Origin of the sequence: Streptomyces microflavus (assembly GCF_014650075.1) — a bacterium.
In the GTDB taxonomy this organism is placed as follows: Bacteria; Actinomycetota; Actinomycetes; order Streptomycetales; family Streptomycetaceae; genus Streptomyces; species Streptomyces microflavus.
In genome coordinates this window covers 522,360-542,330 of record NZ_BMUG01000005.1, presented here as the reverse complement: position 1 = coordinate 542,330, position 19,971 = coordinate 522,360, and the positions used below count along the sequence as shown (strand labels likewise).

At 71.0% G+C, this 19,971-nt stretch carries 14 protein-coding genes; 3 read left to right on the top strand and 11 right to left on the bottom strand.

Features of this window, described 5'->3' with window-relative positions; all coding sequences use genetic code 11:
* Window positions 1-10 precede the first annotated feature (10 nt).
* Both IE264_RS17805 and IE264_RS17800 read right to left on the bottom strand, forming a co-directional pair.
* Window positions 11-748 carry a carbonic anhydrase gene (locus IE264_RS17805; RefSeq protein WP_015606595.1) on the bottom strand — a complete coding sequence of 246 codons (738 nt, stop codon included), beginning with the start codon at window positions 746-748 and terminating at the stop codon, window positions 11-13.
* Between the two features lie 240 nt (window positions 749-988).
* Window positions 989-2,185, bottom strand: coding sequence for a glycoside hydrolase family 64 protein (locus IE264_RS17800; protein WP_015606596.1), 1,197 nt, complete (start codon window positions 2,183-2,185; stop codon window positions 989-991).
* A 195-nt stretch (window positions 2,186-2,380) separates the two neighbouring features.
* On the opposite strand from IE264_RS17800, the gene IE264_RS17795 reads away from it, so the two are divergent.
* Entirely contained in the window at window positions 2,381-2,776 is a 396-nt protein-coding gene (locus tag IE264_RS17795) for a hypothetical protein (protein ID WP_032754773.1), read from the top strand.
* Between the two features lie 152 nt (window positions 2,777-2,928).
* Here the strand turns inward: IE264_RS17795 and IE264_RS17790 are convergent, their stop codons facing one another.
* Window positions 2,929-4,686: a ThuA domain-containing protein gene (locus IE264_RS17790; protein WP_015606598.1), complete on the bottom strand. Its 1,758-nt coding sequence runs from the start codon at window positions 4,684-4,686 to the stop codon at window positions 2,929-2,931.
* Window positions 4,683-7,520 (bottom strand): PQQ-dependent sugar dehydrogenase, encoded by a 2,838-nt coding sequence (locus IE264_RS17785; protein WP_032754771.1) that lies wholly within the window; start codon window positions 7,518-7,520, stop codon window positions 4,683-4,685. Before IE264_RS17785 ends, IE264_RS17790 begins: the two co-directional genes overlap by 4 nt.
* Window positions 7,521-8,074: 554 nt before the next feature.
* Between IE264_RS17785 and IE264_RS17780 the strand changes: the two genes are divergently transcribed.
* Both IE264_RS17780 and IE264_RS17775 read left to right on the top strand, forming a co-directional pair.
* Complete coding sequence (locus IE264_RS17780; RefSeq protein WP_015606600.1) at window positions 8,075-9,343, top strand: RICIN domain-containing protein; 1,269 nt, start codon at window positions 8,075-8,077, stop codon at window positions 9,341-9,343.
* A gap of 297 nt (window positions 9,344-9,640) precedes the next feature.
* A complete protein-coding gene (locus IE264_RS17775; RefSeq protein WP_032754769.1) occupies window positions 9,641-12,985 on the top strand; it encodes a S8 family peptidase in 3,345 nt (1,114 codons plus the stop codon).
* 161 nt (window positions 12,986-13,146) lie between these two features.
* On the opposite strand, the gene IE264_RS17770 is transcribed toward IE264_RS17775, so the two are convergent.
* The 7 genes from IE264_RS17770 to IE264_RS17740 all read right to left on the bottom strand — a co-directional run bounded on the left by IE264_RS17770 (window position 13,147) and on the right by IE264_RS17740 (window position 19,668).
* Window positions 13,147-13,797, bottom strand: a complete 651-nt coding sequence (locus IE264_RS17770; protein WP_032754767.1) for a hypothetical protein — start codon at window positions 13,795-13,797, stop codon at window positions 13,147-13,149.
* Window positions 13,794-15,311 carry an ATP-binding protein gene (locus IE264_RS17765; RefSeq protein ID WP_032754765.1) on the bottom strand — a complete coding sequence of 506 codons (1,518 nt, stop codon included), beginning with the start codon at window positions 15,309-15,311 and terminating at the stop codon, window positions 13,794-13,796. The genes IE264_RS17770 and IE264_RS17765 overlap by 4 nt, the downstream gene beginning before the upstream one ends.
* Before the next feature lie 2 nt (window positions 15,312-15,313).
* Entirely contained in the window at window positions 15,314-15,997 is a 684-nt protein-coding gene (locus tag IE264_RS17760) for a response regulator (protein WP_032754763.1), read from the bottom strand.
* Between the two features lie 324 nt (window positions 15,998-16,321).
* Window positions 16,322-17,113 carry an ABC transporter permease gene (locus IE264_RS17755; protein ID WP_015606605.1) on the bottom strand — a complete coding sequence of 264 codons (792 nt, stop codon included), beginning with the start codon at window positions 17,111-17,113 and terminating at the stop codon, window positions 16,322-16,324.
* Window positions 17,110-18,093, bottom strand: coding sequence for a daunorubicin resistance protein DrrA family ABC transporter ATP-binding protein (locus IE264_RS17750; RefSeq protein ID WP_032754761.1), 984 nt, complete (start codon window positions 18,091-18,093; stop codon window positions 17,110-17,112). Before IE264_RS17750 ends, IE264_RS17755 begins: the two co-directional genes overlap by 4 nt.
* A 116-nt stretch (window positions 18,094-18,209) precedes the next feature.
* Window positions 18,210-19,052: a DUF4097 family beta strand repeat-containing protein gene (locus IE264_RS17745; RefSeq protein ID WP_015606607.1), complete on the bottom strand. Its 843-nt coding sequence runs from the start codon at window positions 19,050-19,052 to the stop codon at window positions 18,210-18,212.
* An 82-nt stretch (window positions 19,053-19,134) separates the two neighbouring features.
* The gene (locus IE264_RS17740) at window positions 19,135-19,668 is read right to left on the bottom strand and encodes a toxin-antitoxin system HicB family antitoxin (RefSeq protein ID WP_032754758.1); all 534 of its coding nucleotides are present in this window, start codon (window positions 19,666-19,668) and stop codon (window positions 19,135-19,137) included.
* Between the last annotated feature and the right edge of the window lie 303 nt (window positions 19,669-19,971).

Here is a 19,971-nt window from a genome sequence, read left to right as displayed (position 1 = left end):
CCTGCGGCGGTCAGCTGATGCGGTGGACCAGCTGGGTGCTCAGTTCGTAGCGCGCGCCCACGATCTCCAGCTCTCCGGCGGCCACCTTGGCCGCGAGGTCTCTCTCGCGGGCCAGCCGGGACCTGACCAGCCGGACCTGTGCGCTGACGGTGGCGTCCACACGTGCGTCGCCGTGCTGCGAGTGGACGATCGCGGGCTTGATCTGGTCGGCCACGTACTGGATGTGAGCGGGCAGGTGCTCCCCGGTCTCCTCCGCGTGCACGGCCGCGGCGACCGCACCGCACGCCTGGTGGCCCAGGACCACGACCAGCGGGATGCCCAGCTCCAGCACGCCGTAGGCGATGCTTCCGAGCACCGCCTCGTCCAGCACCTCACCGGCCGAGCGCACGGTCATGAGGTCGCCCAGCCCCTGGTCGAAGACCAGCTCCGGCGGCACACGGGAGTCGATGCAGCCGAGTATCAGGGCGAAGGGCGTCTGTCCGGACACCAGCGAGTGGCGCACCGAGGAGGACTCGTGGGGGTGCTGCTGATGGAAGGTACGCCACCGGCGGTTGCCCGTGGAGAGCGCGGCCAGGGCGGCTGCGGGAGTGCCTGGTCGCGTCGAAGGTACTGCCCGGGTCCGGGTGACGGCTCCCACGGGCGAAGCACCGGCTACGAGTACACCGCCTGCCGCGGTGGCGGCGGAGGCGCGGAGCAGCGTGCGGCGGGTGGGCGCCGTCGACGTCTGGGCATGTCGGGTCGTCTTCACGCCCGGACGCTAACTCCCACATGACTGACGGAGCTTCATACATGACAAGACTTGGTCACGCCTTGATCATCTCTTGGCCGGACACCAGCGGAGCGTGACCGTCGACCGCCCTTTCGCAGCGGTCCGTGCCGGGGAACGGAGGGAGCGGAGGGCAAAAGGGCGGGGAATGCCTCAGGAGCCGACGGCCGGTGCGTACGGGATCACGGCCGTGGGCCCCTGCGGCCGGGGAGGAGCAGACGGTCAGCTGAACCGGTCGAGCGTGATGAACGCTTCCTGCGGGTTGCCGTCGTGGACGAGCGACTCATGGGCGCCCACGTCGTCGAAGGCGAAGCCGTACGCCTTGCCGTCCACCATCTGTGCGTGGATGAGGCGGGAGTAGTGGTTGGTCACGGCGTCCCGGTAGAAGTTCGCCGCGTTGTTGTCCGGCTGGTTCGCGCTGGTCAGCAGGGTGGAGCGGTTGAAGCCCGCGCACAGCGTGCGGGAGATCGGGCCACGTACCAGGTCGTTGGGGGCGTCGAGGTGCTTGTAGCAGCCGAAGATGCTGTCCGAGTCCGGCTTCTGGAACGAGGTGACGAACGCGCCCGCGCTGTTGGTGAAGTTCATGGTGTTCCCGGAGACCCGGCCGAAGTACTTGGTGTTCGGCTCGTGCGCGAACGGGGTCACCGTCAGGACGGAGCTGCTGTAGCGGCTCCAGACCCGGTTGACGTAGTCGTTCAGGATGCCGGCCGGGAGGGTGCCGGCACCGACGCCGTGGCCGGGCGAGAGAGCGCGCAGGACGGTTCCGTCGGACCGGGTCTGGAGGAGGCCGGACCAGCCGCCGGGCTGGTTCCTGAGGGAGTTGAGGACGGCGTTGTAGCCGCCCGCCTTGAGCCGGCCGGTGTTCTTGACGCTTCCGCCGGGGGTCTTGACTCCGACGGAGTACGGGGCGGAGAACATGTCGACCTGGGTGCTGTTGATCCACAGGCCGGCGTCGTTGAGGGTGTACTCGGTCCAGTTGAACAGGATGTTCCTGTTCGGGTCGCTCGGGTTCTGGACGGCGGGCTGGACGAGTCCACCGGTGGTGACCTTGAAGACGAGCTTCTGGCCGTACGAGAAGTAGACGCGGCCGGAGAATTTCGGCATCCGGATCGTCAGGGACTGTCCGTTGCGCGGCCCGGCGATCGACGCGTCCGGCGCCGGGGTCGGGGGGTTGCCTCCGGCCGGCCAGGGGTGGAACGTGCCGTTCGCGTCGGCCCAGCCCTGCCGGCCGGTGGAGAGCTCCGTTCCCAGGTTGTAGATGTAGATCTGGTCGCCGCGGGCCGAGTCGTTCTTGATGGTCAGCGGGATGGTCGCGGGCACCGCGGCCTCGGCTGCGGTCGGGGCTACGGCGGTGGTCAGACCTGCCGCCAGAGCCAGCGCGGCGGTCAGTGAAGCGAGGCCTTTCCATGGAGCGGGCATGCTCGTCCTCCTTCGGTCGGATCCGGGGGTGGAACGGTGTGCACATCACTCTTGAGAGCGCTCTCAAGAGTCCTGCCGGGAGGGGGAGCTGTCAACGAGCGTGGCTCAACTCATTTAATTCACAAGGGAGATGGGAGGAACATGGAGGCGGGCCGGGCGTTCCGCCCTGGGCTCATCTCTTGAAGGGAAGGCATCATGGTGTACGCGGAGCCCATGGCGCGAGCGGTGGTGGAACCCGCCGTGGCCGAGTTGCTGGGCAGGTTTCCCCGTGGCGGCGAGTTCAGCACCACCGTCTCTCTCGGTGGGGACGACTTCAGCATGTACGCCCACATCCGGGCCAAGCGCACCCGGCCGGGAGTGGCGAGGGTCTCGGTGGCCTGTTGGGTCGTCAACAGGGACACTGCCCGTTATCTCGGTGGCAGTCCGCCGTCCGAGGCCGAAACCCTGCTGCCTCCGGAGGGGACGGCAGATCCGGACGAACCCCTCACCAGACGTGTGGTGGGCTGCCTGGCCACCCGGATGGGTGCGTACGCCGCCGCGCAGCCGGACGCCGACGGCCACTTCGTGATCGAAGTGCCCGTCGGCGTCTGACGAGCGCGTGCACGGCAGGGAGCCGGGCCCGGCGGTCGAAGAACGGCGGCGGTGCGTTTCGGCGTTGCGCCCCGCCGCCGTCACCGGCCCCGTGTGGCGGCCGGTCCCGGGGTCACCGCCTCCCGCGGCGGCCCCGGAGTCGGGAGGGCCGCTCAGCCGGGGAGCGCCCACTTCTGGTTGGCACCGGTGTGGCAGGTCCACAGGTGGAGCTTGGTGCCGTCCGCCGAGGAGACCCCGGAGGCGTCCAGGCACTTGCCCGACGCCGGGTTCTTCAACGTTCCGTCGGCCTGCGGCGCCCACTTCTGGGCGCCCGTGCCGTTGCACCCGTACAGCTGGATCTTCGTGCCGTCGGCCGTGCCCGCGCCGCTGATGTCCAGGCACTTGCCGAGCGCCCGCAGCGTGTCGTCCGTGCCGACCGTCCACTTCTGGCCGGCCGACTGGTTGCACGTCCACAACTGGATCTGTGTGCCGTCGGCGCTCGACCCGCCTGCGACGTCGACGCACTTGCCGCCGATGCCGGTGACAGCGCCTTCCCGGGGTCCGGTCGCGCCGCCGAGCTCCTTGATGCGGATGTTGCGGAAGGACACGTCGTCGCCCTCGCCGTGGTTCTGCAGGCCGATGTGCCCCTGCTGGAGGCTGCGGGCGGGGTCGGTGTTGGTGAAGTCGTTGATCCTGCGGCCGTTGAGGAAGAGTTGCAGGCGCTCGCCCTCGACCCGGATCTCGTACGTGTTCCACTCCCCCGGCGGGTTGAGGGCCGCGTCCCGGGCGGCGAGGTCGGCGGACTTGAACCCGTAGACGGAGCCGGTGGTGCGGTCGGGGGTGTCGGTGGCGTCGATCTGGATCTCGTACCCGTTGTTGACGGCCGACCACGGGTCGTCGGAGGCCGGGAAGCCCACGAAGACACCGGAGTTGTCGTCACCGGCCTGGCGCCAGTCGAGCTTCAGGGAGTAGGACTTGTACTCCTTCGCCTGGTACCAGAACAGGCCGAGGCCGCCCCGGGAGGTCAGGGTGTTGTCGGCGTTGGCGAAGGAGCCCGGACCGGCCTGCTTCCAGCCGGTGGTCCCGGAGGTGCCGAACAGGGTGGTGTAGCCGGTCTCCGGGCGGCAGTCGGCCTCCGTCATCTCCGCGGCCCAGCGGATGCCGCCGAGCAGATGACGGCGGAAGACGGGGTCGGCGTAGGAGTCCTCGGTGTGGCCGCCGCCGGTGTAGAAGGCGCGCCCTCCTTCGTAGTCCTTGCACCAGGCGATGGGGTGGTCGCCGCCCATGGTGCCGCCGGTGTAGGTGGACTCGTCGAGCGAGGCCAGGACGTGGGCCGACGTGCGGGGGTTGGTGCGGTAGTCGTACCACTCGTCGGTCCGCTGCCAGGTGGAGCCGAGGTGGGCGGTGGCGTCGTGGGCGCGGTCCTCCACCTTCACGGTGGCCGGCTGGATGTGCGGGTGGGACTTGAACAGGGCACCGGCCAGGCCGCTGTACCAGGTCCAGTCGTACTCGGTGTCGGCCGCCGCGTGGATGCCGACGTAACCGCCGCCCGACTGGATGTACCCCTCGAAGGCGGTCTGCTGGGCGGAGTTGAGAACGTCTCCGGTGGTGGAGAGGAAGACGACGGCCTCGTAGCCGCTGAGGTTGGCGGGGGTGAAGGCGGCGGCGTCCTCGGTGGCGGTGACGGTGAAGTTGTTGGCGGTGCCCAGTTGGCGCAGGGCGGTGATGCCTTCGTCGATGGAGGAGTGGCGGAAGCCGGCGGTCTTGGAGAAGACCAGCACGTCGTACGCGGGGTCGGCGGCGACCGCCGCCGCACGGACGGGGGCGGCCGGGGCCGGTTCGGAGGCGGTGGAGACCGCCGTGGGCAGGACGGCGGCGCCGAGCAGGCCGCAGGCGGCCCAGCTGGCGAGACGGGTGAGTCGTCGGCTCATGTCAGGGTCCACTTCTGGTTGGCGCCGGTGTGGCAGGTCCACAGGTGGAGCTTGGTGCCGTCCGCCGAGGCGGCTCCGGAAGCGTCCAGGCACTTGCCGGACACCGGGTTCTTCAACGTTCCGTCGGCCTGTGCCACCCACTTCTGGGCGCCCGTGCCGTTGCACCCGTACAGCTGGATCTTCGTACCGTCGGCCGTACCGGCACCGCTGATGTCCAGGCACTTGCCGAGCGCCCGCAGCGTGTCGTCGGTGCCCGCCGTCCACTTCTGCGCGGCGCTCTGGTTGCAGGTCCACAGCTGGATCTGTGTCCCGTCGGCGCTCGCTCCGCCCGCGGCCTCCGCGCACTTGCCGCCGATGCCCTTGAGCTCACCACCGGGCGCGGTGGCCCCGCCGGTGGTGAAGGTGAAGTCGTCGAGGTCGAAGAGGGAGCCGCTGCCGCCCTTGAAGACCAGGTACAGGGTGGTGGTGCCTGCCGGGCGGTTGGTCAGGTCCGCGCTCACGTCCCGGAAGGTGTCCCAGCCGCCGGTGACGGGGACCGCGGCCGAGCCGAGCAGGGTGCCGGTGGGCGAGCCGGCCCGTGCCTCCAGCGTGCCTCCGGCGCCGCCGGAGGAGACCCGGGCGGTCAGCTTGGTGGCGTTGCCGAGCATGTACGGGGTGAAGGAGATCCAGTCGTTGTTGTCGATGTAGCCGACGGTCTTGCCGCCGTTCGCCGTGGCCTTGTCGACGATCTGGATGCCGGCGGAGCCGCCGAAGTGCTCGGCCTGCCGCTTGCTGCCCTGGCTGACGTTCTGGTCGTGCGTGGTCAGGGCGGGCTGCCCATTGGCGCCCTTGTCGGTGTACTCGGCGTCCCAGACGCCGAAGATGTTCGCGTTGGGGTCGTGCTCTCCGTCGGCGATGGTCTGCACGGTGCCGGAGCAGCCGGTGGCGGAGGTCTGCGGGTGGCCGTGGCTGTCGTGGCCGATGATGAAGGTGACCTTCACCTTCGAGCAGTCGATCGTGCCGTCCTCGGGGTCGGTGACGGTGACCGTGAAGGGTACGGCGGCGCCCGGGTCGATGATGGAGCCGTCGGCGGGCAGGTTGAGGGTGACGGTGGGCGCGGTGTTGCCGACGGTGATGACGACGGAGGCGGTGGCGGTGTTGCCGGTGCCGTCGGAGACGGTCAGTTCGGCGGTGTAGCGGCCGTTGGCGGTGTAGGTGTGCGAGGGGTTCGCGGCGGTGGAGGTGGCCCCGTCACCGAACTTCCAGGCGTACGTGAGCGGGTCGCCGTCGGGGTCGGAGGTCCCGGCCGAGGAGAACGCCACCGCGAGGGGCGCCTGGCCCGAGGTGCGGTTGGCGGTGGCCTTGGCGAGCGGGGCGCGGCCGTCTGTGACGTACTCCATGCGGTAGACCGCACTGTTGGCGTCCCCGTTGAAGTAGCCGGTGCCGTAGTCGAGGACGTACAGCGCGCCGTCCGGGCCGAAGGCCATGTCCATGACCTGGGTGCCCTGCCAGGGGAACGCGTTGATCGACTGCACGGCGCCGTCGGAGCCCTGCTCGATGCGCTTGATCCACCGGCGGCCGAACTCGCCGGCGAAGTAGTCGCCGTCGAAGCTCTGCGGGAACTTGACCGTGGAGGCCGAGGCCGCGTCGTAGCGGTAGACGGGCCCGCCCATGGGTGACTCGGAGCCGCCGCCGAATTCGGGGACGGAACCCCCGTCGTACGGTATCCAGGCGGGCTGGGCCGGGGGCAGGTCGGTCAGGCCGGTGTTGTTCGGCGAGGTGTTCTTCGGTGCGGTGCAGGAGAAGGCGGCGCCCGATGTGGAGGTGGCGAAGTTGTAGTCCACGTAGGGGGTGTTGTTGCCGACGCAGTAGGGCCACCCGTAGTTGCCGGCCTTGGTGATCCGGTTGAACTCGACCTGTCCGGCGGGTCCGCGTCCGGCGTTGGCCGTGCCCGCGTCGGGGCCGTAGTCGCCGAGGTAGACGGTGCCGGTGGGCTTGTCGACGCTCATCCGGAAGGGGTTGCGGAAGCCCATGGCGTAGATCTCCGGCCTGGTCCTCGCGGTTCCGGGCGCGAAGAGGTTGCCGGAGGGGATGGTGTAGCTTCCGTCGGCGCCGACCTTGATCCGCAGCACCTTGCCGCGCAGGTCGTTGGTGTTGCCGGAGGAGCGCTGGGCGTCGTACGCGGGGTTGCGGTCGGCGCGCTCGTCGATGGGGGTGTAGCCGTCGGACGCGAAGGGGTTGCTGTCGTCTCCGGTGGAGAGGTACAGGTTGCCCTGGGCGTCGAAGTCGATGTCACCGCCGACGTGGCAGCACAGTCCGCGGCTCGCGGGGACGTCGAGGACCTTCTTCTCGCTGGCGGTGTCGAGTGTGCCGTCGGTCCTGAGGGAGAACCGCGACAGCCGGTTGACTCCGTCGAAGGGGGCGAAGTCCGTCGCGGAGCCGGTGGCGGGTGCGTCGCCGGCGGGGGTGGTCAGCTTCGGTGCGTAGTAGAGGTAGACGAAGCGGTTGGTGGTGAAGCCGGGGTCCACGCCCACGCCTTGGAGGCCCTCTTCGTCGTGCGAGTAGACGTCGAGTTTCCCGGCGACCTTGGTGGTGCCGGCGGCGTCGGTGAGGCGGAGGGTGCCGTCCCGTGAGGTGTGCAGGACGGAGCGGTCGGGCAGGACGGCGAGGGTCATGGGCTCGCCGGTCTCGGCCACCCCCTTGGCGAGGGTGACCTGCTGGAACTCGTCGGCCGCGGCGCTTGCCACGGGTTCGGGGGCCGCTGCGGCGGGTCTCTGCTGGGCGGTCAGGGCGCCCGCGGCGGCGAGCAAGGTGCAGGCGAGCGCCGCGAGGGGTCTGGTGAGTCTCCTGTGCACGCGCATCCTCCGTGTGATGACGGGGTGAGGTCTGGAGCACAGGCGCGCGCCGTCGCGCCGCGGACATGGGTGTCCCCGGGGGGGAGGGAGGGGCACCCGGTCCTTTGCCGTTCGGTACAGAGCAGGAAGGTAATGGCTTTTTCGCGGACCAGAAAGCCCTTTGACGTACCTGGCCTCATCTTTCTCTACTGGGGGGACAAAGTTGCTGGTTGGGCTTCAGGTCGAGCTCCGCAGACGGGGCCGGTGCGGCTGCTCCCGAAGCCATGGCTCCGGCACGACCGTCGGCCGTGGAGCCGCCCCCGTACCGTCCGGTGGAACGCCAACCTGACCTGCGGTGAAGGGAATTGGTCCAGACGAACACCTTGACGGACCTCCGGCGCGCTCCTTAAATCGTTATCGCCAACTGTTGAACACCGCTTCCCCCCGGGACCCCCGGATCACTTCATTTCGTGTTCGTACGTGACTGTTGGCGCACTCCGCCATGTCATGCACGCGTCAGTCCGTCTGGCCCCCGCTCTTCTCCCCACACCCCCACGAAAGCGATGTGATGCCCCGTGCGCACGCCTTGGCGCCACAGATCCCTGACCTGGCTGGCGGCAGCCGCCGTTCTCGGCCTCGCCTCCCTCAGCCCGACCGCCGTGCAGGCCGCCCCCGCCCCGGCCCCGGTCTCCGCCGATGCCACCCCCCTCGCAGTGACCTTCGACGAGAACTTCGACGGACCCGCCGGTTCCGGCGTCAACGGCTCCAGGTGGCAGCTGGAGACCGGCGACAACGTCAACAACCACGAGCGGCAGTACTACACCTCGGGCACGAACAACGCCGCGCTCGACGGTCAGGGCAATCTCGTCATCACGGCGAAGAGGGAGAACCCGGCCAACTACAACTGCTGGTACGGCCGGTGCGAGTACACCTCGGCCCGGCTCAACACGGCCGGGAAGTTCACCACCCAGTACGGGCGCGTCGAGGCCCGCATGAAGCTCCCGCGCGGCCAGGGCATCTGGCCCGCCTTCTGGATGCTCGGCAACGACATGGGCAACATCGGCTGGCCCGCCGCGGGCGAGATCGACATCATGGAGAACGTCGGCTTCGAACCGGGCACCGTGCACGGCACGCTCCACGGGCCGGGCTACTCCGGCTCCGGCGGTATCGGCGCGGGATACACCCTGCCGGGCGGCGCGGCCTTCGCGGACAACTTCCACACCTTCGCCATCGACTGGAGCCCCAACTCCATCAGATGGTCGGTGGACGGGAACGTCTACCAGACCCGCACCCCCGCCGACCTCGGCGGCCGGCAGTGGGTCTTCAACAAGCCCTTCTTCATGATCCTGAACCTCGCGGTCGGCGGCTACTGGCCCGGCGACCCCGACGGTTCCACCCGTTTCCCGCAGCAGCTCGTCGTGGACTACGTGCGCGTGAGCACCGACGGCGGCACCAACCCGCCGGCCGGCCGGACCATCCGGGGCATCGGCGGGAAGTGCCTCGACGTGGCGGGCGCCAGCTCCGCCAACGGCACCGCCGTGCAGCTCTACGACTGCAACGGCACCGCGGCCCAGCAGTGGGACGTACGCTCCGACGGCACCGTCCGGGCCCTCGGCAAGTGCCTCGACGTGACCGGCAACAGCACCGCGAACGGGGCACAGCTCCAGCTCTGGGACTGCAGTGCCGGCCCGAACCAGCGATGGACCGTCACCGGCGCCCGCGACATCGTCAACCCACAGGCGGACAAGTGCGTGGACGCCACCGGCAGCTCCTCGGCCAACGGCACCCGCGCCCAGCTGTGGACCTGCACCGGGGCCGCCAACCAGAAGTGGACGCTCGCCTGAACAGCCCCACCGCCCCCACGGTGAACGGCCCCCGCACGGGCTGACCGCGGGACGCACCGCATACGCGCCCGGGACCGCGAACACGGTCCCGGGCGCGTCCATGTACGGGTGCGTGCACGGGCCTTTCCGTCGCCCCTCCCGTAAGCCCCATCGCTCCGATCGGCTGTTACACAACGATCATTGAGTGGGTTCGAACGACCTCGGCATACTTCAGAGCCCCGGGGCCGGGCGCAATCGAACAGGCCCCGCGCGGGCTGGGCCTTCGCCCGCCCGATCCACTCCTGAGCAGGGGCAATCTTGCGTAAACGATCAAAGAAGGCGTACGCCGTCGTCGCTGCGGCCGCCGTCGTGCTGACGGCGTGCATAACAGGTCCGGCAGCGGCGGACACCAGCGGCCCGGACACGGCTCTCCCCGTCACCACCAAGGGCCTGGGGGCGGCCGGCAGGACCGTGCACACCGTCACCCTGATCACCGGTGACCGGGTCCTCGTGGACTCCCGCGGCCGGGCCGGCGGTATCGAGCGGGCGAAGGGCCGGGAGGACATGCCCTTCTTCACGCACACCCAGAACGGCCGTACGTATGTGGTGCCGCGGGACGCCAGACGGCTCATCGCCGACGGAAAGCTGGACCAGCGGCTGTTCGACATCACCGGACTCGCCGCGGCGGAGAGCCGCAAGGCCCACCGGGCCGGGCTCAAGGTGATCGTCGGCTACCGGGGATCGGCGGCCGGGTCCGCCCGCGCCGAGGTACGGGCCTCCGACGGCACCACCGTACGCCGGACCCTGTCGGCGCTCGACGCCGATGCGGTCACCAGCGCCGCAGCCACGGACAGCACGGGGTCGCTGTGGGATGCGCTGACCCGTCAGCGGGGTGACGGGTCGGCGGCCACGACCTCCGGCATCGCGCACATCTGGCTGGACGGCACCCGTAAGGCGTCGCTCGACCGCAGCACCGGGCAGATCGGCGCCCCGGCCGCCTGGGCCCGCTCGTACGACGGCACCGGTACGAAGATCGCCGTCGTGGACACCGGGATCGACGCCACCCACCCGGATCTGACGGGCCGGGTGGTGGCCGAGCGGAACTTCAGCGGCTCCCCCGACGCCCTGGACCGGGTCGGGCACGGCACCCACGTGGCCTCCATCGCGGCCGGCACCGGGGCGAAGGACGCCCGGTTCAAGGGCGTGGCGCCCGGGGCCCAGCTGATCAGCGCCAAGGTTCTGGACGACCGTGGGGTGGGTGACGACTCCGGCATCATCGCGGGGGTCGACTGGGCTGTCGCCCAGGGCGCCGACGTCATCAACATGAGTCTGGGCGGCCCCGACACCCCGGGGATCGACCCGATGGAGGCCCAGGTCAACAAGGTCTCCGCGGAGAAGGGCGTCCTGTTCGCGATAGCCGCGGGCAACAGCGGGCCCGGGCGGGGCACGGTCGCATCACCGGGCAGCGCCGACGCGGCCCTGACGGTCGGCGCCGTCGACGACGACGACCTGATCGCCGACTTCTCCGGCGTCGGGCCCCGCACCGGGGACGGTGCCGTCAAGCCCGACATCACCGCGCCGGGCGTGGCGATCACGGCGGCCGCGGCGGTGGGCACCGGGGGGCAGAACCCGCCCGGGTACACCACCAAGGACGGCACCTCGATGGCCACCCCGCACGTCGCGGGCGCGGCGGCGATCCTCAAGCAGAAGAACCCCGCCTGGACGGGCGCCCAGATCAAGGCCGTCCTGACCGGCTCGGCCGAGGGCGGTTCCCACTCGGTCTTCCAGCAGGGCGCGGGGCGGCTCGCCGTCGACAAGGCGATCGACCGGACACTGGTCTCCGAACCGGTCTCGGTCGGTCTGGCCACCCAGCAGTGGCCCCACACCGACGACACACCCGTCACCAAGAAGGTGACGTACCGCAACAGCGGCACCGCCGACGTGACGCTGGACCTGTCGCTCGCGGCGCCCACCGGCGGCGACGGGCAGCCCGCGCCGGCCGGGTTCTTCACCCTCGACGCGCAGCGGGTCACGGTCCCGGCGGGCGGCACCGCTGCCGTGAACCTGACGGCCGACACCCGGCTCGGCGGGACGGTCGACGGTTCGTACTCGGCCACGGTCGTCGCGTCCGGAGACGGTGTGAGCGTGCGCACCCCGGCTGCGGTGGAGCGTGAGAGCGAGTCGTACGACGTCACCTTCAAGACCCTGGGACGGGACGGTGCTCCCAGCACCGCCTGGGAGGCCGACCTGAAGGGCTACCGCGAGTCCGCCTCGGGCCTGCGGTTCTTCCCCGATCTGTCGTCGGGCACCACCACGGTCCGGCTGCCGCGCGGTACGTACAGCCTCGCCGCCGACATGCTGGTCGACCCGGCGGACCCGCGCAAGGGCGCCGATCTGATCAACAATCCCGAGCTCTCGGTCACCGGGCCCACCACGGTCACCCTCGACGCCCGGACCACCCGGCCCGTGACGGTCAAGGTGCCGGACGCGGCCGCACGCTCCACGCGCGCCGGAATGATGTACACGCTGAGCACACCCGAGACGTTCATCATCGAGGGGCGCGAGTACAGCAGCTTCGACAACCTCCGTACCGCGTACCAGGGTTCGCGGATGGCCGAGGGTGTCCTCGCCCAGCAGTGGTCCGCCCACTGGGAGCGGAACGGCAACGAGTACAACATGCTCACCGGCGGCCCGGTGCGGGAGCTGGCCACCGGCTTCAGCCGGACCTACACGACGAAGAACATGGCCCTGGTGAAGGCGAGGATCGGCTCGTCCGTGCCCGGTGCCGACGGTGTCCTCGCGGCGCACGGCATGCTGGAGCACGGAGGCGGCGTCGACGCGCTCTACACCGTACGCCCGGCGCCGGAGACGCGGAATGTGTACCTGTCCACGGCGGGCGGGGCCACCTGGAACATCGTCGCGGGTCTCCTGGGCGAGGCGGACCCGACGGGCTACCGGGGCCTCGACTCGGCGTACGAGCTCGGCGGGTACCGGCAGTTCTCGGCGGGGGCGACGTACACCGAGACCTTCAACGTCGGTGTGCTGGGCCCGCGGATGAAGGCGGACGACGGGATCGTACGCGACGGGGACGACATCTACGGCGCGTTCCCGCTGGTCAGTGACGGGGCAGGGCACTCCGGATTCGCCGAGTACACGAAGGCGAGCACCACCATCCACCGCAACGGGCAGCTGTATCTGCGGGAGGACGCCGCCATCGACCAGCAGCCCTTCGCGCTGCCGGCCAAATCCGCCGCGTACAAGGTGGAGACCACGATCGAGCGGAACCCCGCGGTCAACCGCGCCGGGACCCGGATCGACGCCTCGTGGACCTTCACCTCGGCCCGCACCGAGAGCCCGGCGATGCTCCCGGTCTCCACGGTCCGTTTCCTGCCGCAGCTCGCGCTGGACTCCACCGTCCCGGCGGGCGGCAAGCAGACCGTTCCCGTCGAGGTGCAGGGTGCGGCGGCCGGCGCCAATCTCAAGACGCTGCGGGTGCTGGTGTCGTACGACGACGCGCAGTGGCTGCCCGCCCCGGTCGTGGCCGGGAAGATCACGGTGCGCGGACCGGAGAAGGGCAGGGCGGTCTCTCTGAAGGCCGTCGTCACCGACAAGAGCGGCAACGAGTCGGCGGTCACGGTCCACAACGCCTTCTTCGGCAGGTGAGGCTCACCCGGGCGGGTCTCCCGCCCGGGTGAGTTCAAGGAGAGCGGCCCGCCGGAACGGACGTTCCGGCGGGCCGTGGCGGCGGCCGGTCTCCCCGGCCGCCGCTCGGCCGTGCGCGCGCCCTCCGCCACGGCTCGGCGGGCCGGCATCCGGACAACGGCTCAGCGGGCCGGCACCCGGACCGCTCGAACGGGGCACTCCGCCGGGGCGAGACGTCCGTCCTGCCCCACCAGGCTCACGGACACGGCCCCCTGCGCATGTGCCGCGTACGCGGCCGTGCAGACGAGCTGGTCGCGGGCGCGCGCGGTCAGCCGTGTCACCCTCAGCTTGAGGTTCACCTCGACGGTGGGGCCACCCGTCACGATCCGGTCGGCGGATGCCGTACGGGGCAGCGAGGGGGCGTTACGGAACCCGGCCCGCCGTTCGGCCTTGTCCGGCCCGGCGAGCAGAGCGGTGACGGCCGCGAGGGGTGGCAGGGGCTCGCTCATCTCCTCCCCCGTCAGGGGCGTACCGCCGCGTCCGTCCTCTCCGCGCACCACGTCGGAGCCGGCGGACGAGCCGTCAGGTCCGGCGGTGCCGCTGAGCCACGGTCGTTCAACGATCCGTGGCACAGGCAGCAGTTCGCCATCCGGGGAGATGAAGAAGAGCAGCACACGTCCCTCACGCGGCGGAAGCAGATCGGCGACGACCGGGCGGCCGGCCTCGACCACGGCTGTCTCCTGGATACCGCAGCCGGTGAGCGGGGCTCCGGCGAGCGCCAGCAGCGCGGCGAGCCGGGCCGTCCTGCGGGGACGGAACGTCAGCTCCCTCATGCCGTGGCCCCATTTCCGTCGCGGCTGTCCGGCGGTTCCGAGGCTTGCGCGGGCAACGGGCCGTCCGGCGCGCCGGACGCCGACGCGGGCCCTTCGAAGGGCAGCTCCACCGTGAACAGCGCGCCGCCTCCGGGGGCGTTCCGCGCGTGGATCGTGCCGCCGTGCAGCCGTACGTTCTCCTCGGTGATCGCGAGCCCGAGGCCGCTGCCCGACGAGCGGGCACGTGCGGCGTCCGCCTTGTAGAAGCGGTCGAAGATGTGCGGCAGCGCGTCCGGTGCGATCCCGGGGCCGTTGTCGTGCACCTCGACGATCAGCGCACCGCCGCGTTTCGACAGCCGTACGGTGACCGGTTCGGCACCGTGCCGCAGGGCGTTGCCGACCAGGTTGGCCACGATGACGTCGAAGCGGCGCGGGTCGAGGCGGATACGGAAGCCCTCGGGCAGCTCCGTACGGATCCGGTCGAGCCACTGTCTGCCGGAGAGGGTGCTGCGCACGGCCTCGGCCGCGTCGACCTCGTCGGTGACGAGAGACACCGCCCGGGCGTCGAAGCGGGATATCTCCATCAGGTCCTCCACCAGCATGGCGAGTTTGCCGGTCTCGGCGCTGATCAGGCGCACCGCCCGTGCGGTGTCCGGGTCGAGGGTCCCGGCGTCCTCGTCCAGGACGTCCGTGACGGCGAGCATGCCGGCGAGCGGGGTGCGCAACTCGTGCGAGACGTCCGAGGCGAAGCGGCGTGCCCGCGTCCCGGCGTCCTGCAGCTCCTGTACGGAGTGTTCGAGGCGGGCCGCCGACTCGTTGAACGTGCTGGCCAGGGCGGCCATTTCGTCGCGGCCGCGTACGGCGATCCGGGTGTCGAGCTGCCCGCCGCCCATGGAGTGCGCGGCACGCCGCAGTTCACGGACGGGGCGCAGGACGCTGCGGGCCGCGAGCAGTGCGGGCACCAGGGCGACGGCGAGTCCGGGCAGTGCGCCGTCGCGGGCGGCGGTCACCAGGGCGTCGATGTCCACCTCCTCGTTCGTCATGGGCATCACGGCGAAGAGGACCAGGCCGCTGGGTACCGCGCGGCCGCCGGCGACGACCCGGGTCATCACGGGCATCCCGATGGTCAGATACGCCTTCCCGTCCTTGACGACCCGCTCGAAGGTGCCGTGCGGCGAGGTGTGCGCGGTGCGGCGCAGCTCCGCGGTGAGTACGCCGGAGACGGGCCGGTCGCCCGAGGAGGCGCGCAGCGAGCCGTACTCGGCGAAGACGATCCATGGGTGGGGTTTGGCGCGCGCCGCGATGTCGTAGAGGTTCCACCGGAGGGATTCGGGGTCCAGGGGCAGGCTGGGGACGAACCGTTCGGCCTCCTCGCGGAAGGAGGCGACGGCGGTGTCCTGCGCGCGTACGAGGACCGCGCTGCGTGCCTCCCGATAGGTCAGCGCGGCGGTCGTGACGGCGCTGACCGCGGCCACCAGCAGGAACGCGAGCACCAGGCGGGTGCGCAGACCGAACGCCGAGGCCGCTGTCGGCATCCTCACAGCGGGCCGAAGCGGTAGCCGAGGCCGCGGACGGTCTGGATGTACCGAGGGCTGCGGGACGGGTCCTCGATCTTGATGCGCAGCCGCCGCACGCAGGCGTCCACCAGGCGGACGTCACTGTAGTAGCTGTGGTCCCAGACATCGGCCAGGAGCCGCTGCCGGCTGAAGACCTGTTCCGGCGCGGCGGACAGGTGCAGCAACAGCTTCAGTTCGGAGGGGGCGAGGGCGACCGGGTCGCCCGACCTGCTGACGGTGTGGCCGGCACGGTCGATGTCGAGTCCACCGTGGTGCTCGACGGCGGGCCTCGCGTCGTTCGGGGCTTCGATGCCGCGCAGCACGGCACGTATGCGGGCCTCGATGACCTCGGTACGGGCGGGTTTGACGATGTAGTCGTCCGCGCCGGCGTCGAGGCCGACGACGATGTCCACGTCGTCGCCGAGCGCGGTCAGCATGATGATCGGCAGCTGGCTGTTCTCGCGTACCCGGCAGCACACCTGGACGCCGTCCATGGCGGGCAGCATCAGGTCGAGCAGCAGGAGGTCGGGGCGGAACGCACACAGTGCCTCCAGACCGGCTTCACCGGTCGCGGCGGCGAGGACGTCGTGCCCGCAGCGCCGCAGCCCGAGCTCGACGCCCTCGCGTACGGAGGGGTCGTCTTCGACGAGGAGGACGCGTGGCATGGCGGTGTCTCCGGGGTCGTGGGGAGTGGGAAGTCGTGGAGGGCCCCGGCTTCCGGTGCGACCGTCCTCACCTGCGTTTCGTAAGAGGCCGAGGAAGGAGGTTACCCCGCGTGGCCCGCCCGTGTCGGCGCCGGGAGTGCGAGCGGGCCGGAGCCGGTGCCGGTGGGACGGGACGCCGGCCGGTTCGAGAACTCCCTGGCTGTGGCGGCGTGTTATGGCAACAGGGGCCGCGGCGCGGCCCGTTGCGGAAGGGCGACGCGGGGTGCGGGACCGCCACCCGCTCCTGAGGGAGGGCGGTTCCCGCGACCCGCGCCGCCGTGGCGGTCACTTCGCTTCGCGGCCGAACTTCGCGGTCGACCAGAGGTAGCCGACCACCGCGAGCCCCACGCACCAGGCGACGGCGAGCCACCCGGAGTGACCGATCTCGGTCCCGAGCAGCAGGCCCCGCAGGGTCTCGATGGCGGGCGTGAACGGCTGGTACTCGGCGATCGGCCGGAACCAGCCGGGCATGGAGTCGACCGGGGTGAAGGCGCTGGAGAGGAGCGGCAGCAGGATCAGCGGCGTCGCGTTGTTGCTCGCGGCCTCGGCGTTCGGGCTGACCAGGCCCATGCCGACGGCGATCCAGGTGAGCGCCGTGGCGAAGAGCACGAGGAGTCCGAAGGCCGCCAGCCACTCCAGGGCGGTCGCGTCCGTGGACCGGAAACCGATGGCCACGGCGACGACACCGACGAGGACCACGCTCATGACCGACTGGAGCACGCTGCCGACGACGTGCCCGACGAGGACCGAAGGGCGGTGGATCGCCATCGTACGGAAGCGGGCGATGATGCCCTCGGTCATGTCGTTGGAGACGGACACGGCGGTTCCGACCACGGTGCTGCCGATCGTCATCAGCAGCAGGCCCGGGACGACGTAGGCGATGTACGCGGAGCGGTCCGGGCCCCCGCCGCCGATGACCGAGCTCATCGCGTCGCCGAAGATGTAGACGAAGAGCAGGAGCAGCACGATCGGCGTGAGCAGCAGGTTCAGGGTGAGGGACGGATAGCGCCGCGCGTGCAGGAGGTTGCGTCGCAGCATCGTGGACGAGTCGCGCACGGCGAGGGAGAGGGAGCTCATCGGGCGGTCTCCTTGGGCTGGTCGGGGACGGTGGCGCCGGTCAGGGCGAAGAACACGTCGTCGAGGTCGGGGGTGTGCACGGTCAGTTCGTCCGCCTCGACGCCGGCGGAGTCCAGCCGGCCGAGGATGGCGTACAGCTCGTGCTGGCTGCCGTCGCTGGGGATCCGCAGGGCGAGCGCCTCCTCGTCCCGGGTGGTGCCGCGGAGCGCGGCGGCGGCGCTCCGGTAGGCGGCCGGGTCGGAGAAGCGCAGCCGGACGTGGCCGCCGGGGATGAGCCGCTTGAGCTCCTCCGCGGTGCCTTCGGCGGCGATCCTGCCGCCGTCGAGCACCGCGATGCGGTCGGCGAGCTGGTCGGCCTCCTCCAGGTACTGGGTGGTGAGGAAGACGGTGACGCCCACCGCGACGAGCTCGCGGATGATCTGCCACATGGTGTGCCGGGAGCGCGGGTCGAGGCCGGTGGTCGGCTCGTCGAGGAAGATGATCCTGGGACCGCCGACGAGGGTCATGGCGATGTCGAGGCGGCGCTTCATACCGCCGGAGTAGCTCTGGGCGGGCTTCCTCGCGGCGTCGGTGAGGCCGAAGCGTTCCAGGAGTTCCGCGGCGACCCGGCGCCCTTCGCGTCTGGGCAGGTGGTGCAGGTCCGCCATGAGGAGCATGTTCTCCTCGCCGGTGATCAGCCCGTCGACGGCGGAGAACTGCCCGGTGACGCCGATCGCGGCACGCACGCTGTCCGGGGAGGTGGCGATGGAGTGGCCCGCGACCTGGGCCTGGCCGCCGTCGGCGGTGATGAGCGTGGAGAGGATCTTGACGGCGGTGGTCTTGCCGGCGCCGTTCGGCCCGAGCAGGGCGAACACCGATCCGGCCGGGATGTGCAGATCGATGCCGTCGAGGACGGTGTGGTCACCGTACGCCTTGCGCAGACCGACGGCGGAGACCGCGGCCGGCGGCAGCTGACCGCCGCCTCGAATGGATGTGGGCATGACAGAAGTGGGCATGAGTCCCCCCTGAGGAGTGCGGACGGATGCGGACGAGTTCGGACGGAGTCGGTAGCGGGTGAGTGGCGGGAGCCGGTACGCCTGGGGCGGCTCCCGCCGGGTCAGGGTCGGGCGCGGCGGATGTCGATGTTGCCGAACCGGGTGCGGGCGCGGATCCTGACGTTGTCCTCGCTCTCCTCCGGGGCCTTGGACGAGGTGAGCGTGTTGCGCACCTGGCCGGAGCCGGAGCTGACGTCGAGCCAGGCGGCGGTGCCCTCGCGGACGCCGACCTCGATGGCTCCGTAGGAGGTCTCCAACTGGACGGTTCCACGGGCCACTTCGGCGACGCGCAGGGTGCCGTGGGCGGTGGTGGCGGTGACCGATCCCTCGGAGCGTGTGATGTCGATGTCGCCGTTGGCCCCGCTCACCCGCAAGTCACCCAGTGCGACGCCGACCGTGGTGGTGCCGTGCGAGTTCTTCAGGACGGCGGGGCCCTCGACGAAGCCGACGCGCAGGCTCCCGGAGCTGGTGGTGATCTCGGCCGCGCCCTCGGCCCGGTCCACGGTGATCGAGCCGTGCGACGCGGTCAGCTTCAGCGGGCCGGTCGTGTCGAGACGGACATCGCCGGACGAGGTCTTCACACGGACCTCGCCGAGCCGGCCCTCGCCGAGCACCTGGACCCAGGCGCCGGTCACCTCGATGCGCGAGCCCGCGGGCAGTTCGACCGTCACGTCGACGGTGCCGGTGCGGCCGAGCAGGCCGGGCTTGGGCGTCCTGACGGCGAGTACGCCGCCCGCGTACGTGACCCCGGTCTGACCGGCCGTCCGCACGTCCTGGTCCCGCTCGGGGTCCCGGGGCCGCACGTCCACGACGGTGCTGGGACCCTCGCCCGCGGTGAACTGAACGGAACCGGCCTCCACATGCGCGGTGACCGAGATCGGCTCAGGAGTGTCGAAAGAAGGCATGGCTGTCCCGTCCTCGTGGGTCTTGGGGACGTCCCCGCTGGTGGGACGTGATGTGGGTGAAGTGGTACGGGGCAGGGCGCGGCTAGCGCACCCAGCCGGTGAAGCTCTGCCCGACGGCCCGGGCCTTCTCCGCCGTACGGGGCCGGGCGCCGCCGCCGTCCACCGCAGCCGACACCGCCCGCACCAGCCAGGCGTTGACCGACAGCCCCTCACCGGCCGCGGCCTCCTCGGCGCGCGCCTTGAGGTGCGCCGGCAGACGCAGATTGACCCGGGCGGTGCCGCCTTCGTCACCGTCGGCCGGCCCCCTGGAGGGCTCGGCGGGCTCGGCGGGCCCGGCGACTCCGGCCGGTTCCGCGGGTACGCCGTCCCCGGCATGCGGCAGGGTCACCACGAAGTCGGGGTCCAGTCCGCGCAGCCGTACATCGACGGAACCGGGGGCGAGCTCGCGCGTCACCTCGTCCATCGCGGCGGAGAGGACATGCAGCATGGTCAGCCGGGTCGCGGACTCCAGAGGAGCGGTGAGCCTGTCCGCCAGCGCACGGGCTTCGTCGCCGCCGGCTTCGGCGGCCACCGCGAGCTCGCGGCGGAGGGAGTCAACGTAGGGGGTGAGGTCCATGACGCCATGATGGCACCACAGTGGCGCCACACGCAAGGCCTTATGGCGCTCAGGGCGGGGAGCCGACTCGGCCGACCCGGTTGAGCTGGGGAAACGTGGGGAGCGAGCCCTGAGCCACGAGGGCTCCCGGCGCGCTCGCACGCCCCGTGCGGCGTTAGCTGGCACCGATTGGCACCGGGCGACACCATGTGGCGCCACGTCTGGCGAAAGCTGGCACCACGTGACACCGAACGGCGTCATCCGCGAAAAGCTCCACCGGACCGACCCTGGAAGCCTGGCGCAAGCGCGCACGTTCCCCGCACG

What these genes read in the sequence shown, in the direction of transcription:
- IE264_RS17800 (WP_015606596.1), bottom strand. Translation starts at nt 2,185, where the DNA reads ATGCCCGCTCCATGGAAAGGCCTCGCTTCACTGACCGCCGCGCTGGCT.
- IE264_RS17795 (WP_032754773.1), top strand. Translation starts at nt 2,381, where the DNA reads ATGGTGTACGCGGAGCCCATGGCGCGAGCGGTGGTGGAACCCGCCGTG.
- IE264_RS17790 (WP_015606598.1), bottom strand. Translation starts at nt 4,686, where the DNA reads ATGAGCCGACGACTCACCCGTCTCGCCAGCTGGGCCGCCTGCGGCCTG.
- IE264_RS17770 (WP_032754767.1), bottom strand. Translation starts at nt 13,797, where the DNA reads ATGAGGGAGCTGACGTTCCGTCCCCGCAGGACGGCCCGGCTCGCCGCG.
- IE264_RS17765 (WP_032754765.1), bottom strand. Translation starts at nt 15,311, where the DNA reads ATGCCGACAGCGGCCTCGGCGTTCGGTCTGCGCACCCGCCTGGTGCTC.
- IE264_RS17760 (WP_032754763.1), bottom strand. Translation starts at nt 15,997, where the DNA reads ATGCCACGCGTCCTCCTCGTCGAAGACGACCCCTCCGTACGCGAGGGC.
- IE264_RS17755 (WP_015606605.1), bottom strand. Translation starts at nt 17,113, where the DNA reads ATGAGCTCCCTCTCCCTCGCCGTGCGCGACTCGTCCACGATGCTGCGA.
- IE264_RS17750 (WP_032754761.1), bottom strand. Translation starts at nt 18,093, where the DNA reads ATGCCCACATCCATTCGAGGCGGCGGTCAGCTGCCGCCGGCCGCGGTC.
- IE264_RS17745 (WP_015606607.1), bottom strand. Translation starts at nt 19,052, where the DNA reads ATGCCTTCTTTCGACACTCCTGAGCCGATCTCGGTCACCGCGCATGTG.
- IE264_RS17740 (WP_032754758.1), bottom strand. Translation starts at nt 19,668, where the DNA reads ATGGACCTCACCCCCTACGTTGACTCCCTCCGCCGCGAGCTCGCGGTG.